Consider the following 13824-nt stretch of genomic DNA (forward strand, 5'->3'; position numbering starts at 1 on the left):
TAGTAGAGAAGATGCATCGGGCGCTGGGGCAGCGAGTAATCTGCACGTTGGGCAGTATCGCAATGCCGGTGTCCGCCAGCGCAGCCCCTGGGCGTGATTCACGTCGATACGGCTTAAATAAAGCCTTGGCGGGCAATGATTCATGGCTGGGCCAAGGCATAGCGCGCAGGGTAGTGACACACTATTCACGTGCCGCGTGCTTGCTCAACAAATCCGTTTCCTGGCTATTTTGCGCGATCTCCTGCTCCACTTTTTCTATCAGCTTTTCGTCAGGGCGGGCATCGAGCAGATCCTCGGCTTTGGGCTGGCGTCTGCCTTCGGCAGTCTTTGGCAGCGCTTTGCCACTCGAATTCGCCGCAAAGGCGGGCGGCTCTTGCTCGGTGCCAGATTGGGGGCTGCCGGTTTGAACACGGGTGAGCGCTCGTTCGAGCTCGGGAGTAAAGCACAGGCGGTAAATCGGCTCCGGTAGACTGAATCCTTGGGTTTCAAGGGCGTGCTTGGTTTCCCGAATGGCAATGCTTCGGGCCTTGCCGAAGTCGGTCATCGACTGATCGACCCATCCCTGGAACGCCAGCACGATGTTGGAATCGCCTACGCGGGTGATGATGCCCACGGCCTTGGGCTCATCGAGTACGAACGCCAAGGCCTGAAGGGCCGTCAAGCCTGCCTTGATCGCGGCTAGCGGATCATCGTTGGCATCTACCCCTAGTTCGAAATCAAAGCGGCGCTCCGGGTTTTGGGTGTAGTTGAGGATGATGCCCTTGAAGACTTCGGCGTTGGGGATGCGTAGCTGGTTCCCCTCCAGGGTCATGAGGATGGTCGCGCGGGAGGTCAGGCGTACCACGATGCCTTCTCTGTCGTTGATCACCACGTGATCGCGAGCCTGAAAGGGTTGGCGGATGCTGAGCATTAATGATGCGATGTAGTTTTCGATCGTATCCTTAACGGCAAAACCGATGGCGATACCGATGACGCCGGCACCGCCCAGCAGGGTGCCGATGATCGTTTCGGCGCCTATCAAACTTAGCGCCATGATTAGCCCCACAATGATGAAAGCGACTTTGACGCTTTGGGCTACCAGTTCGGCCACGAAGGGGTTGGGCGTCAGCCGTTGCCACAGCTTCTTGCGGTTGGAAAGCCACGCGCCGAACCAGGCGACCAGGGCAAATATCAAAAAGCCTACCAGGAAAAGCGGCAGTGCCCTGAGCAGGCTCTGGCCCCGGGCCCGCAAGCCTTGGTAGGCCGTGGCGACGTTATCCTGAACGTCGAGAGTGCGCTCGATTTGGTCGCCCACCGTGACCACATCGGTTAGCCGGTTGGCTAACCCCACCGCCTGTTGGGCTTTTCTATCGTTGGCGGTTTCACCGGCTAACGTCACCACCCCTTGGCTGACGCTGACATCGACCTCACCTAGCCCGTCGATTTCCGAAAAGATGCCGCTAATGCGCTGGCGAATCTCCTCATCCTTGAGCGGTGACGGCGTGGTTTCGATCTGCGCCGTGTTGGGCCCCGGGCTAGCTCCTTCGGCGCCGTTGGGAGCGGTAGTGGTGTTTGGCGTACTCTCCTCGGCGGCACCAACCGAGCCTGCCAAAAGCATACTCAGCCCTAACAGTAACGATCCCAGTATGTGTAAAGCCTTGCGCGCACGCGAAAGAGATACGGACATGGTTTTCCTTATTTATTAACGGGTCAGCTCAGTCGGGATCGGCCATGGCTTAATTGGGCACCTGCTGTTCAATAGCGGGGCGCTTGTCTTCAGTCTAGAGTGTTTTCTTGTAATGCAGTGCGCTTATGATGTCTTTCAATCTCTTACATCTGTGTTTACCCCTTGGCTGGAGGCAATAGCAATGGCCCAGTATTTCGCCGATAGCGGCGTCGGCGAGCGATACGACCAATACCGCCCAAAAACGCATGAGGCGCTCTTCCAAATACTGAAGCGCCATTTGCCCGCTGAGCGCTTTCATCGAGTGGTGGATGTGGCATGTGGCACGGGCGACTCCACCTCGGCTTTGCTGGATATTAGTAGAGACGTCATGGGGATCGACTCTTCTGAAGAGATGCTGGCTATAGCGAAGCGGCGTGGCTTGACGGTGAAGAAAGCGGATTACACCGAGCTCCCTCAACTGGGGCGTTTCGATCTTATCTCGACGTGTATGGCATTTCATTGGTTCGATGGCCCGCGAGCACTGGAGGCCTACAAAGCCGCTTCAAATCTTGGGGCTGTCTGGATTATCTATAATTTTGCCTTTGCGGGCCACGCAACGTCCGCTCGATTCAACGAATGGTTCCAGGGGGAATATTTGAAGCGCTACCCCTCACCGCCGCGGGTTCGATACGAGGACATGACGCTGGCCGACGACCAACAACTTTCCCTGCTGGCGGGTGATAAGGGCTGGCTGCCGATCTCGTTTACGCGCGAGTCGCTGATCGGTTATCTCACCACGCAGTCGAATATCGAAGAGGCCGTTCGGCGGGGCAGGGCATTGGATTCGGTAGTGGCTGAGCTGCGCGAAGATCTATCCAGGATCGACATTACCGGCGTATTCAAATACGCCTACTCATACGAAATACTGCAGTACGCTGCTCGTTCATAATCGGTTTCGCAGCGTCGCTAAGTACCCTATGTACCCAAGGCCAAAATGAACTACCTGGAAGTAAACGACGGCGATATTCCCTTACAACTTCTTCTCGAAGCGGATCCCTCCGAGCAGGTTATCGCGTCCTATCTGGAGGGGGCGTGGTGCTTTGCCGCGAAGCGTAATGGAGAAATCATTGGCGTGTGTGTCGCGAAGCCGATCAGCGAAAGCACGGCCGAGATATTCAATATTGCGGTATACCCGCAGTTCCAGCAACAAAGGGTGGGAACTGGCTTGCTGAGCTTCGCCCTGGGTGAGCTAAAAAGCAAAAGGGTGCAGCGGGTGGAGTTGAGTACAGGCACCTTTGGATATCAGCTTACCTATTATCAGCGCCATGGGTTCCGAGTGGAGAGGGTGATCAAAAACCATTTTTTGGATCACTACTCGAAGGCGCTTTTCGAGCTTGGCATTCAGCACCAGGACGCGCTTCGGCTTTATCTAGACCTCATGGAGCCGTTAGCGAATAGGATTTAACTTTCCAATAGTGTATTTGATCGAGCCTTCTCTGAGGAGCATTCAAGGCGTCACAGTCCAGCACTATGCTGCAAGATTTACCGATCAATGCGCGGCACTTTAATGATGCGTCCAAGGGAAAATCATGAGCCTGGAAATAACAATAATCGTATTGCTGGCGGCCTTCTTCAATGCCAGTTGGAACGCCATCGTCAAGGTCAGCGGCGACCGAATCGCCGTCATGGCGGTCATCACGCTGCTGGGAAGTTTGATATCGCTGTTGGCGCTGCCGTTCGTGGCGCTGCCAGGCCCCGCCAGTTGGCCGCTTCTGGTCACTGCTATCTTGCTGCATACCGCGTATCACTTCAGCTTGCCCTTGGCGTATCACTATGGCGATTTCGGCCAGGTGTACCCCATTGCCCGCGGTTCGGCCCCGTTACTGGTCACATTAGGCGCCGCCATTTTTGCCGCGGAGGTGCTCAGTTTCATCCCCTTGTTGGGGGTCGTCTGTTTAGCGGTGGGGGTTATTGCGCTGGCTTTCGAGAAAGCCACCGGCATTACGCAAAACCCGCGCGCGATATTCCTGGCGCTGGGAACGGGGGCGTTCATTGCCTCCTACACGCTAGTGGGCGGGCTGGGTGCTCGGCAGGCCGGCTCAATACTGGGGTTTGCCGTTTGCCTTACCATCGGTAACGGCGTGCTGACCTTTTTGATTGCTTCCCTTTGGAAATTCAACGCCATCAAAAGGGTAGTGCGGGAGAACCTGCTGCCTGCCACCGTGGGCGGCGGCCTGCAGGTGGGGGCGTACTGGATCGTTATCTGGGCCATGGCTTACGCCCCGCTTGGGATGGTCTCGGCCTTGCGGGAAACCAGCGTGTTGTTCGCCGCGCTGATCTCTACCTATATTTTGAAGGAGGGCTTTGGTGTCTGGCGGTTTGTGTCCTCTTCATTGATTACGCTCGGCATCATGCTGTCACGTTACAAACCTTGATGGATAATATCGAGGAGGTGCGTTAAACACAGGCGTGCCCTTAGCGGTCGTACGATTGGTTCATGGTGCGCTTAATCCTTTTGTAGTCCACCAACGATACTGTAAAGCGCTAATTGACCAAGAGAATGTCGTTGGAGGTGGGGTATGTACATCGAATCCAAAGAAGAACTGAGGGCACTTTATGCTCAGCCCAAACAGCGCGCCCTGGATAAACAGCTAGCCTCTCTGGAGCCGCATTCCAAGCGTTTCATTAACTACTCGCCGTTTGTTCTTCTCTCTACCTATTCAACCGAGGGAGCTGTCGACTGCTCGCCTCGCGGAGGAAGTGCGGGTTTTGTGAAGGTCATCGATGACCGCCGCATCGTGATACCCGATAGCAAAGGCAATAATCGCTTGGATAGCATGCTGAATATTGTGGATACGGGAAGGATAGGGGGCCTGTTCTTGATACCGGGCGTTGACGAGACGCTCAGGCTCAATGGGCAGGCGCGGGTGTCGACCCGTGGCGACTATCTGGCGCTTTTTGCCGACGATAAGAACCCGCCCAAGGCCTGTATCGAAATCGTGGTTGAGGAGGTCTTTTTACACTGTGCCAAGGCCTTGATGCGCTCGAAGCTTTGGTCGCCTGAGGCGCTTATCGACCGCGACCGGTTACCAACGCTTGGGCGTATGATCAACGACCAGCTCGGCCTAAACGAAGCGGTCGAATCGCAAGCGGCCATGGAAGCTCGTTACCAGCAGGATCTTTAGTACTGCATGGCCATAAAAAGCGAAGGGCGTGTGTATGAACGACCTCCCCGCACTCTGGGCGCGCGGAGTATTCACTACTCCTGAAAACTTAGCCATTCGAAGTTGGGGCGGCCACTGAGTACGCGCAGGCTGAGCCGGTGCGGCCCGGCGGGCAACGAAAACGCCAGGCTGTGCTGCGCCCAATAGTAGGTATTGCCCGTATCGGGAAGCGTGATGATTTGTTCGTCGTGGTCGTCAACGCGCACCGCTATCCGGGCATCGCCGGCAGTGGCGTACTTCAATGTCCAGCGGTAGATGCTTTGTTGGGCAGAGACAACGTTGAACTGCATCAGCGCATCGTCGGCGTCGCTAAAAAGCTGAATGAGGCGGCGGCCCGCCTCGGTGGTCGTGCGATGATGAAAACCACGAATTTGATGGGCGTGTTCCGCCTCGATACGGCCGGGGAGCGTAAAGTGGTGCGCGTTGCCTGGAATGCCCTGGTAGAGCTGGCCCAGGGCGGTCCACTGGTTGTCGGCGCTGAGTAAGTCGGAAGCGGTGTTGCCGCGGCCCAAAAACCAGGCGTAGTGAGTGACGTAGTCCTGCGCCTCCATCCAGCGGGTGGTGTCGGCAAGAAAGTCCATCTGCGCCTCTGTAGAAAGCGCCTCGCCCCCGCGGTCCAGGTTCCATTCGGTCACCCAGATTGGCTTTTGGTAGCGTTCGTGGAACTGCGCTATGTAATCTTTGAAGTACTCGGGTGCGGCCATGTAGCCATGCACTCCGATGGCATCCACCCGGCACTGGGGGCAGGCTTGAAAGAACGCGTCCAGGTAGGAAAACGGGCTGCCGTTGTCGTCGGTACCGGGGATATCGACCCCGCCCGGGCTGTAGTTCACCGAAGGACCTACGATCTTGAGCGAGTACGCATCGGCAATGGACTCGATTTGGGGCCAGCGATCCGCTGCCTGCTGGGGTGTCAGGTTGGCCTGGCTTACAAAGTTGGGTTCATTGAAGCCAAGGATGTATTCGACTTCCGGATGCTGGTCCAGATAACGTCGCAACGCCTCTTCATCAAGCGTCGAGCCCCATACCATGGGCACGAAGGGGGCGTCTTGCTGGGTGTCGCGTTGGCTCACCGCTTCGCCGGGTAGCGCCGACCAGTTATACCACCAGCTAATGCCTTCGGCGGCGGTTTGCAGGTCGGCAGGTGTCAGCTCGGGGGAGGCCAGGCCACGCTTGGCGGACGTGGCCGCATCCGCCGTCAAGCTAAACGTTATCCAGCCAATAGCCAAAAGGGCCACGAGCGTTTTTTGAAGGGGATGACCTTGATGGCGAATGGCATGGCTGGCGAACGAATGAATCTTCAAACGAAACCTCTTTTTCAGTTGACCCTACAGGCGACCTGCAACGTACTATTTTGATAAGCCGGCTCGAAGGAGGAATACTGGCCAGGTCATGAGGTATCGATTAAAGGCTGGTTGACTAATTTTGTATACCTTGACGGTCATTTTTGTAGTTCAAAAGTACCAGGTCTGATTATTCGCCATATTGGGTAAACTCGTATGAAAAAGGTCGTGATCATTACCGGCGGGGGGCGAGGCATTGGTGCGGCGGCCTCTTTGTTGCTGGGCGGCCGAGGGTACGCCGTATGCATCAACTACTTGAAAAACCGGCAAGCGGCAAAAGCGATAGCAGCGCGTATCGTCGAAGCGGGCGGAACCGCGCTCACCGTTCAGGCGGATGTCTCCGTCGAGGCCGAGGTAGAAGCGCTGTTCACGGAAGTCCAACGAACGCTTGGGCGGGTAACGCATCTGGTCAATAACGCCGGTGTCTTGTTTGCCCAGGCCACCCTTGCCGATATCAGCGCCGAGCGTTTTCAAAAGGTACTTAGCGCCAACGTGATGAGTGCATTTTTGTGCTCTAAAGCGTATATCCGCCAGGCCGAAGGGGCGGGGGCTATCGTAAATGTATCCTCCGGCGCAGCGAAAAGCGGCTCACCGTTTGAATATATCGACTATGCCGCCTCCAAAGGCGCGATGGATTCGATGACCAAGGGGCTTTCCCTTGAGCTTGCCGCGCAAAACATTCGCGTTAATAGCGTGCGCCCGGGATTCATCCATACCGATATGCACGCCGATGGCGGCGAGCCGGGCCGGGTCGAGCGCTTGGCGCCGCAGATTCCGCTGGGCCGTGGCGGCACCCCCGAAGAGATCGCCCAGGGCATTGCTTGGCTTTTATCCGACGAGGCCTCTTACGTGACCGGCGCGTTTATCGATATGGCGGGGGGGAAGTAGTCCTCAGCGCCTTATCGATTAAAAGTAGATATCCAGGGTGGAAAGCCATGATCAAGGGTTTGAACCATATTACGTTAGCCGTTAGCGACCTCGAGCGCTCGCTCCACTTTTATACCCATGTGCTGGGGCTCGCCGGTCACGTGAAGTGGGACAATGGCGCTTACCTTTCGGCAGGGGATCTATGGCTGTGTCTTTCTTGCGATACCCCTTGTGCGAAAGAGGACTACACCCATATCGCGTTCGATATCGAAAAGGCCGATTTCGAGGCCTTTTGCACCCGGCTCGAGGCGCTGAATGTACGTCAATGGAAAGAGAACACCAGCGAAGGAGCGTCTATCTATATACTGGACCCGGACGGACACAAACTGGAAATTCACGCGGGTGGTTTGGCAAGCCGGTTGGCATCGCTTAATTCGAAACCTTACAGCGGGCTCGTTTGGCTTTAAACTGGCCGCGTAAAGGTGTAGCGTCACGCGCAAACACGCCGGCGGCAGGTTCCGATTTTTATTCAAGAGACGTTTTGACGTAATGATTAACACCAAAATCTACAAGGCCGTGTATGAGCTGGCCGAGAAGCTGATGAAAGCGGCGCACAAGGACGACCGCGAAAGCTTCGATGTGCTGTACGCCGAGCTCGAAGCTATCTGTATCGATAACGAATACACCGAGAAAGACCACCCGGAGCAATGGGAAACGCTGGCCGACTTTAGCGAAGAGCTGGACGAGGCGCTGGTGCTTTACCAAAAAGCACTGGATAAAGCCGTCGCCATACCCTCCCAGGATCATATCGCTTCGATCGGTTTCTCGATGGCAACGCTTCAGGTAGAGCGGGACGACATCGACGACGCCATTAAAAGCCTGCGCCAGGCCAAAGCCGGCGCAGCCAACATTCAAGATGATGAACTGAAAGCAGAGATCGACGCGCTGCTGACCTCGCTCACTACTCGTTAGGACCCCCACGTTGACCAATAACGATATTTTACGCCGCATCCGTTACACCTTCGATTTGAAAGACACCGCCATCGTGGCCATTTTCAAGCTGGCCGATGTGGACGTTGCTTTAGAGCAGGTAACGGCCTGGTTGAAAAAGGACGACGACGAGGCCTTCGAGGCGATGAAGGACAAGGATCTGGCGGCGTTTTTGAACGGCTTTATCAGCTACAAGCGCGGCAAGCGTGAAGGCCCGGCGCCCAAGCCGGAAGCCAAGCTCAATAACAACAAGGTATTCCAGAAGCTGCGTATCGCCTTGAACATGCAGGCCGACGATATTATCGCGGTGTTCGAGCGCGAGGGTCTGCCGTTAAGCCACCACGAGCTGAGCGCGTTTTTCCGTAAGCCCGGCCACAAGAATTACCGTGAGTGCAAGGATCAAATGCTGCGTAATTTTCTGATGGGCCTGCAAAACCAGTACCGCCCGGCGCAGGTAAACGGCGCTGCGAAGGCGTAAACCTACCGCTCTTGCGCGGCGTTTTAAACGAAGTGTTGCAAACTAAAAAGGCCCCTTTGGGGCCTTTTTGCTACGCGGGGCGCGGCTTAGAACTCGAAACCGAAGTTGGTGAGAAACGCCGTATTCCAGCCGTTGTCGACCGGCGAGCCGAAGTAATTCAAACCGTTTTTGTTGCTCACGATATCGAACCAGGCAAAGAACGGGCCGGCGGTCATTTGTACCCCCAGGTCGTTGACCATGGGGTTTTGTTGATCGCCGAAGCCGCCATTGATGGCGCTGTAGTCGCCGGAGGGATCGATGACGCTGAAGTCGTTGAAGAAGAACAGGTTGTCGACCGGGCCCCAATCCACTTCCAGGTTGTAGCCCACGCTTGCCGAGTAGATTTCGCCCTTGGCGGGGATCAGGTAGTTGAAGTTGAAGGCGCCGATTTGCAGGGCGTTATCGGAAATACCCGATTCACTTTCCGCCGGGTTCTTGGCGCTGTACTCGTAGGTCGTGGCCTGAGCGAGCGTGCGCCAGTTGCCGTAGCTTCCGTCTACGCCCAGTGCGGCGGACCAGTTATCGCCGCTGCGCTCGGTGTTGCGGTTATAAAGTTGGCCGCCTTTGGCCGACACGTTCACTTGGGTGTTGTAGTCGGTGTCGTAACCAAAGGTATAGCCCACTCGCGCGGCGACTTGGTTCTCTTCGCTGTTACCCTGAGCGCTGTCGCCCACGGCGTTGGCGCCGTAGTGCTCGTTGTCGTTACTCAAGCTGTCGCTTTTGAAAAAGGCCAGCGACGTATCCCAGGCCCCGGCAGAGCGATCCCACTTGATACCGGCGTTCTGGTTATCGTTGAAGCCTGCCAGGTATCCAAGGTTGCCATAGTAGCCCAGGTAGCCGTAATCCATGTTGCCGAACGGGGTTTGTACCAGACCCAACTGAATGGAATCTTCTTCGGTGGGGTTATAGCCGACCCAGCCGTGCTGCAGGAAGTGGTAGTCGTCGTAGAAGCGGTAGGCCAGGGAATAATCGATATTGCCGGTTTCGCCCTCGACGGTGAAAACGAGCTTGCCGAAGTCGAGATCGCCAACGGTATCCTTGCTCTGGTCATCCCAGTCGTTTGCGCTGCCGCTAAACTCTATCAGTCCGCCGAATTCGACCTGTTGCATCTCTTCGAGTGTGCTTTGGTTTTCCTGGGCCAGTTCTTGCCCGTCGCGGGAGGAGGAGCCTTCGACGCCCGTATCACCGGATGAGCTTTGATCCGTATAGCCCTGGCTTGAAGAGCCTCGATTCGATGAGCCCTGGTTCGCATCCTGACTCGTATAGCCCTGATTGGAGTAGCCTTGGGAGGTCGTGCCTGACTGAGCGGGGGTGCCTTGCTGGCTTTCCAACCGTTCGAGACGCTGCTGCATCTGATTGAGCTGTGAGCGCAGCTCTTCGATGGTTTGCTGGTCACTGGTTTGCGCTGCCGCGCTCGAGATCATGGCTGCGGAAACGCTAAGCCCTAGTGCCAGCTTGTTGAACTGGCATACGCGTAGGTATGACATGAAGTTTTCCTTGCTAGTGTCGTTTTATATGCCTTTTTAATTATTAAAAGCCGGCTGGGTTAAATACCGCCCCGAAAAGAGGCCGGTATGAAAGGCAGGGTGAGACGCGTGCCCAGCCATTACACTAGTACAATCGCGCGCTAAAGCAACTACCTACCGGTAAGCCTCGGGCCGGCAGTGGGCTATAACCGGGACAACCGGCCGATGGGGCGGCGTTAAAGTCGGAGGGCGATTGACCGATATAAGGTATGGATAGCAAAGCAAACGTTTTTCAACCATTGCGAGCCCTACATGCCCACCACGCTGCGTGCCCTAATGGCCGCCCTCGTTTTTTCCGTACTTCCCGCCAGCGCCCAAGCGGACGCCGCCGAAACAGCGGTGATGGCTTGGCTGCAAAGTATCGATAACGGTGAGTTCGAGAAAGCCTGGGAAAACGCTTCACCGCTTTTACAGCGCCCGCTTTCGCCCAGCATGCTGGCGCGTACCATCGAGCTTGCCCGCCAGGACGTAGGCGAGATGAAGTCCCGCCGCCGCCTGCGCGTGATCAGCGAGACCTCGATGCCCGGCGCCCCGCGGGGGGACTACAAGATATTTACCTTCCAGACCAACTTCGCCAACCGGCTGCTCACCGAAACCGTTACCCCGCATTTCGAAGACGGCGCCTGGCGGGTCAGCGGCTACTATGTTCAATAAATACTGGGTTCAATAGAGACCGGATCAATAGCGGCAGCGGCCAGGCTTCATCGCGCCGCTTGGCCCGTCTGATTACGTCCGTCAGGCTTTGATGCAGACGAATATCGCGTTGCCCGAGGTGGTGTTCCAGGGCGTAATGGCCCCGTAGTCGTGCTCGAAAACCTGCACGGTGAAGTAGGGGATAAGCAGCGCCGTGAGTTCGGCGAAACTGACGGCGACCATGGCGTGTTCATCGTCCCAGCGCTCAACGCGACTTCCCCGACTTGTTTCGATACTTAGCTTGAGTGACTGCTTTTCGCCACTGCCCGAGTAGTGCCAGCCCGAACGAAACGCAAACTCGTCATCTCCCTTGCGCACCTTGTGTCCGACCAGAAGCGCATTGTCGATCTTTTCCCTATCCACGGCGTTGAAACAAAACATGCCGCCGCTTTCAAGCGCGCGGTAGGCGCTTTGGATACACGCCTTTAGCCGCGCGATGCCGTCGCTGTAGTGAATCGAGTAGAGAAAACAGGTGATCAGGTCCTGGGGTTCGCTAACGCTGAAATCCCCCATGTCCTGGCGGCTGAACTGTGCCTCGGGGCAGCGGGCGGCGGCCAGTGCCAGCATGGGTGGGTTGATATCCAGGCCGCTGCTTGCAAAGCCCGCATCCAAAAAGTGGCGCACGTGCGGGCCGGTGCCGCAGGCCAAGTCCAGATGCCGGCGACCGCCGTTACCCAGCACATGATGAAGGCGCTGCACGCCGCGGCTCTGCTCCGGGTAGTCGATGTCCTCGCACATCAAATCGTAATAGTGAGAAAGGTCGGTATAAAGTGCGTTGACGGACATGGCAGGGCGGCGCTCGTAAGGGGGTGGCGCATGGTAAACGAGCGCCTTTTATTTGAGAAGCGGCGTGGCTCGAGATAAAAGAGTGCGGCGCGGCGCTTTTAAAATCCTTGTGTTCACTATACTCAAACGGGCCAAGCCACTTTGGCCCGTTATCGACACACCGGGGATGCCCACAAGGCCTTTCCCTGGAGGTGATCAGCGCAACTCAAAAAAGGAGCGATCATGGAAGAGCCCGTTTACTGGTACGCCGTTGCCACGGTACTGCTGTTCGTGAAAATGTGGGCGACGGGTCTCTACCAGGGATTTCATCGCATCACCAAAATGACCTTTAAAACGCCGGAAGATGCGCGCATGGCGGGCAAGGAGCCTGCCCAGGAGGAGCTGCCCCAGGTACAGCAGGCAAGCAAAGCCTGGTCGAACGACCTTGAAAACATCCCTATTTTCCTGGGGCTGGGCGTGGCCTACGTGATGGTGGGGGCGGCGCCCGGGCTTGCCGTGTGGCTGTTCATGATTTTTACCGCTGCGCGCTACTGCCACACGCTTTGTTACCTGGCCGCGTTTCAGCCCTGGCGCACCATCGCCTATGGCGTGGGCATGCTGTGCATGGTGGTGATGTGTGTTCAGATCGTACTCGCGCTGCCCTGATCGAAATCGGCCATATCCGGTTGAACGCGGCGCCATACGCTGGGCGGGTGCTTTTCCTCTTGGGACCAGCGTCGGCGCAGCTGGCGCTCGTCGCCAAAGCCCGTCTCTTCGGCAATGCGAGCGAGACTCCATGGGGTTTCGATCATTAGCGCCCTGGCCCGTTGCAGGCGCAGGCCGCTAATGTAGTCGCCGACCTGCATGCCGGTAAGGTGTTTGAACTGGCGCCGGAAGTGGCGCTCGCTCATGGCCGCTTGTGCGGCCAGCGCTTCGCTGCGCCAGGGGTGGGCGGGTGCCGCGCAAATGGCGTCTTGTACCCGGTGAATCCGCTCGTCCACGTGGTTGCGCCCCTCGAGCCAGGCACCCAACTGGGGTTCCTGGCCGCTGCGGCGAAGATACAGCACCATCTCCCGAGCCACCGCCAGTGCCAGCCCATGGCCCCCTACGCGGGTGAGCCAGTGCAGCATGGTGTCGATCCCCGTAGAAATGCCCGCGCTGGTCAGGTAGCGGCCATCTTCGCTAAAAATACAGTCGCCCTGAACGCGGGCCCTGGGCGCTTTGGCGCGCAGTTGTTCGAGTAGCGTGTGGTGGGTGGTGCAGCGCCGCCCATCGAGCAGCCCGGCATCCGCCAATAGCAGTGTCCCGGAGCACACCGTCATCAGCGTATCCGCGCAGGCGGCGTTGGCCGTTAGCCAGCCGATGCACGCCCGCTGGGCCTCAACGTCCAGGTGGCGGCGGTACTGGCCTGGAATCAGCAGCAGGTGCTGGTGGGGGAGTTCATCCGGTAGCGGCGCTATGCCGGAAAGCGTTAGCGGCCCCAGCCACTCAAGGGCGGCGCTGGGGCCGATATAGCTAACGTCGATGTCCAGCCCCAAGCGGCTGGCGCACTGCAATACCTGAAGCGGGCCCACCAGATCGAGCGGCACCTGTCCGGGCATCATCAATACCGCCACCCGCAGGGTGTTGCCCCTTGGGGTGGGCGGCTGGCTTGGCTGGGGGCTATTCGTCACGTATGTTTCGCCACTCGTCGATCAAATCCTGAGTGTCGATAATACGCGCAAAGCGGTCTTCCAGCACGAGCTCCGTGCGCGCCTTGATATCCTCGGCGGGCCAGGTGACGCCTTGGCGCGTCATGGGAAACGTAAGCGTGGCATCGCTTACAAAATCGACCTCGAAGCCGAGATCCGAGGCCACGCGTGCGGTGGTTTCGCAGCACTGTTCGCTGCGGATGCCGCTGATGGCCAGGCGTGAAATAGCCCGCTCGCGTAGCCAGCGCTCGAGCCCCGTATCGCTGAACGCGTTATGCACGCGCTTGTGAAACGTGGCCGCAGCATCGTCTTCAAAACCTTCAAGCGGACGTATCAGGCCGTTTACTGGGTCGAACGGGCCCTGGCTTGCCGGCGCTTCATGAAAAATTCGCACCATGGGTAGGCCGTGTTGTTGGGCGGCGTCGAGCAGGGCGCGCTGGTGGGGCCGCCAGGTGTCGGCAAGGGCCTCGACCCAGTACGTCTTGGCGGGAAAAGAGGCCTGAACGTCGATCATCAGCAGGGCGGTCGTCGGGTGGTGTGTCATGGTGAGCCTCGTAGGTCAT

At 57.5% G+C, this 13824-nt stretch carries 16 protein-coding genes; 10 read left to right on the forward strand and 6 right to left on the reverse strand.

The features are described 5' to 3' along the window. Positions 1-181: 181 nt before the first annotated feature. A complete protein-coding gene (locus tag ACWHRL_RS06735) occupies positions 182-1666 on the reverse strand; it encodes a mechanosensitive ion channel domain-containing protein (RefSeq protein WP_447895753.1) in 1485 nt (494 codons plus the stop codon). 181 nt (positions 1667-1847) lie between these two features. Here ACWHRL_RS06735 and ACWHRL_RS06740 point away from each other — a divergent pair, with 181 nt between their 5' ends. The 4 genes from ACWHRL_RS06740 (at position 1848) to ACWHRL_RS06755 (ending at position 4830) form a co-directional block, all read left to right on the forward strand. Beyond that, on the forward strand, positions 1848-2594 hold the full coding sequence (locus tag ACWHRL_RS06740) for a class I SAM-dependent DNA methyltransferase (RefSeq protein WP_447895754.1): 747 nt from the start codon (positions 1848-1850) through the stop codon (positions 2592-2594). A gap of 45 nt (positions 2595-2639) precedes the next feature. Beyond that, a complete protein-coding gene (locus ACWHRL_RS06745; RefSeq protein WP_447895755.1) occupies positions 2640-3110 on the forward strand; it encodes a GNAT family N-acetyltransferase in 471 nt (156 codons plus the stop codon). A gap of 124 nt (positions 3111-3234) precedes the next feature. Then, positions 3235-4080 carry an EamA family transporter gene (locus tag ACWHRL_RS06750; protein ID WP_447895756.1) on the forward strand — a complete coding sequence of 282 codons (846 nt, stop codon included), beginning with the start codon at positions 3235-3237 and terminating at the stop codon, positions 4078-4080. A 144-nt stretch (positions 4081-4224) separates the two neighbouring features. Further along, the gene (locus tag ACWHRL_RS06755; RefSeq protein WP_447895757.1) at positions 4225-4830 is read left to right on the forward strand and encodes a pyridoxamine 5'-phosphate oxidase family protein; all 606 of its coding nucleotides are present in this window, start codon (positions 4225-4227) and stop codon (positions 4828-4830) included. Between the two features lie 74 nt (positions 4831-4904). Here ACWHRL_RS06755 and ACWHRL_RS06760 read toward each other — a convergent pair whose 3' ends face one another. Next, positions 4905-6173, reverse strand: coding sequence for a glycosyl hydrolase (locus ACWHRL_RS06760; RefSeq protein ID WP_447895758.1), 1269 nt, complete (start codon positions 6171-6173; stop codon positions 4905-4907). A gap of 195 nt (positions 6174-6368) precedes the next feature. On the opposite strand from ACWHRL_RS06760, the gene ACWHRL_RS06765 reads away from it, so the two are divergent. The 4 genes from ACWHRL_RS06765 to ACWHRL_RS06780 all read left to right on the forward strand — a co-directional run bounded on the left by ACWHRL_RS06765 (position 6369) and on the right by ACWHRL_RS06780 (position 8547). Beyond that, positions 6369-7100, forward strand: coding sequence for an SDR family oxidoreductase (locus tag ACWHRL_RS06765; RefSeq protein WP_447895759.1), 732 nt, complete (start codon positions 6369-6371; stop codon positions 7098-7100). 47 nt (positions 7101-7147) lie between these two features. Beyond that, positions 7148-7546: a fosfomycin resistance glutathione transferase gene (gene fos / locus ACWHRL_RS06770; protein ID WP_447895760.1), complete on the forward strand. Its 399-nt coding sequence runs from the start codon at positions 7148-7150 to the stop codon at positions 7544-7546. An 82-nt stretch (positions 7547-7628) separates the two neighbouring features. Further along, entirely contained in the window at positions 7629-8051 is a 423-nt protein-coding gene (locus ACWHRL_RS06775; RefSeq protein WP_447895761.1) for a tetratricopeptide repeat protein, read from the forward strand. A gap of 10 nt (positions 8052-8061) precedes the next feature. Continuing rightward, positions 8062-8547: a DUF1456 family protein gene (locus ACWHRL_RS06780; protein ID WP_447895762.1), complete on the forward strand. Its 486-nt coding sequence runs from the start codon at positions 8062-8064 to the stop codon at positions 8545-8547. Between the two features lie 86 nt (positions 8548-8633). Here the strand turns inward: ACWHRL_RS06780 and ACWHRL_RS06785 are convergent, their stop codons facing one another. Further along, entirely contained in the window at positions 8634-10073 is a 1440-nt protein-coding gene (locus tag ACWHRL_RS06785; protein ID WP_447895763.1) for a hypothetical protein, read from the reverse strand. 291 nt (positions 10074-10364) lie between these two features. On the opposite strand from ACWHRL_RS06785, the gene ACWHRL_RS06790 reads away from it, so the two are divergent. Continuing rightward, a complete protein-coding gene (locus tag ACWHRL_RS06790; RefSeq protein ID WP_447528472.1) occupies positions 10365-10766 on the forward strand; it encodes a DUF4019 domain-containing protein in 402 nt (133 codons plus the stop codon). An 81-nt stretch (positions 10767-10847) separates the two neighbouring features. On the opposite strand, the gene ACWHRL_RS06795 is transcribed toward ACWHRL_RS06790, so the two are convergent. Next, positions 10848-11591, reverse strand: a complete 744-nt coding sequence (locus ACWHRL_RS06795) for a class I SAM-dependent DNA methyltransferase (RefSeq protein WP_447895764.1) — start codon at positions 11589-11591, stop codon at positions 10848-10850. Positions 11592-11813: 222 nt separating this feature from the next. On the opposite strand from ACWHRL_RS06795, the gene ACWHRL_RS06800 reads away from it, so the two are divergent. Then, entirely contained in the window at positions 11814-12236 is a 423-nt protein-coding gene (locus ACWHRL_RS06800) for an MAPEG family protein (protein ID WP_447895765.1), read from the forward strand. On the opposite strand, the gene ACWHRL_RS06805 is transcribed toward ACWHRL_RS06800, so the two are convergent. Beyond that, the gene (locus tag ACWHRL_RS06805; RefSeq protein WP_447895766.1) at positions 12212-13243 is read right to left on the reverse strand and encodes a GlxA family transcriptional regulator; all 1032 of its coding nucleotides are present in this window, start codon (positions 13241-13243) and stop codon (positions 12212-12214) included. The genes ACWHRL_RS06800 and ACWHRL_RS06805 overlap by 25 nt on opposite strands. After that, complete coding sequence (locus ACWHRL_RS06810; protein WP_447895767.1) at positions 13233-13805, reverse strand: isochorismatase family protein; 573 nt, start codon at positions 13803-13805, stop codon at positions 13233-13235. Before ACWHRL_RS06810 ends, ACWHRL_RS06805 begins: the two co-directional genes overlap by 11 nt. Positions 13806-13824 lie beyond the last annotated feature (19 nt).

It is taken from the genome of Vreelandella sp. GE22 (genome assembly GCF_968212445.1).

Coding starts and splice junctions, on each gene's coding strand:
- ACWHRL_RS06775 (WP_447895761.1), top strand. CDS start 7,629: ATGATTAACACCAAAATCTACAAGGCCGTGTATGAGCTGGCCGAGAAG.
- ACWHRL_RS06785 (WP_447895763.1), bottom strand. CDS start 10,073: ATGTCATACCTACGCGTATGCCAGTTCAACAAGCTGGCACTAGGGCTT.
- ACWHRL_RS06790 (WP_447528472.1), top strand. CDS start 10,365: ATGCCCACCACGCTGCGTGCCCTAATGGCCGCCCTCGTTTTTTCCGTA.
- ACWHRL_RS06810 (WP_447895767.1), bottom strand. CDS start 13,805: ATGACACACCACCCGACGACCGCCCTGCTGATGATCGACGTTCAGGCC.
- ACWHRL_RS06795 (WP_447895764.1), bottom strand. CDS start 11,591: ATGTCCGTCAACGCACTTTATACCGACCTTTCTCACTATTACGATTTG.
- ACWHRL_RS06740 (WP_447895754.1), top strand. CDS start 1,848: ATGGCCCAGTATTTCGCCGATAGCGGCGTCGGCGAGCGATACGACCAA.
- ACWHRL_RS06745 (WP_447895755.1), top strand. CDS start 2,640: ATGAACTACCTGGAAGTAAACGACGGCGATATTCCCTTACAACTTCTT.
- ACWHRL_RS06755 (WP_447895757.1), top strand. CDS start 4,225: ATGTACATCGAATCCAAAGAAGAACTGAGGGCACTTTATGCTCAGCCC.
- ACWHRL_RS06735 (WP_447895753.1), bottom strand. CDS start 1,666: ATGTCCGTATCTCTTTCGCGTGCGCGCAAGGCTTTACACATACTGGGA.
- fos (WP_447895760.1), top strand. CDS start 7,148: ATGATCAAGGGTTTGAACCATATTACGTTAGCCGTTAGCGACCTCGAG.
- ACWHRL_RS06800 (WP_447895765.1), top strand. CDS start 11,814: ATGGAAGAGCCCGTTTACTGGTACGCCGTTGCCACGGTACTGCTGTTC.
- ACWHRL_RS06750 (WP_447895756.1), top strand. CDS start 3,235: ATGAGCCTGGAAATAACAATAATCGTATTGCTGGCGGCCTTCTTCAAT.
- ACWHRL_RS06765 (WP_447895759.1), top strand. CDS start 6,369: ATGAAAAAGGTCGTGATCATTACCGGCGGGGGGCGAGGCATTGGTGCG.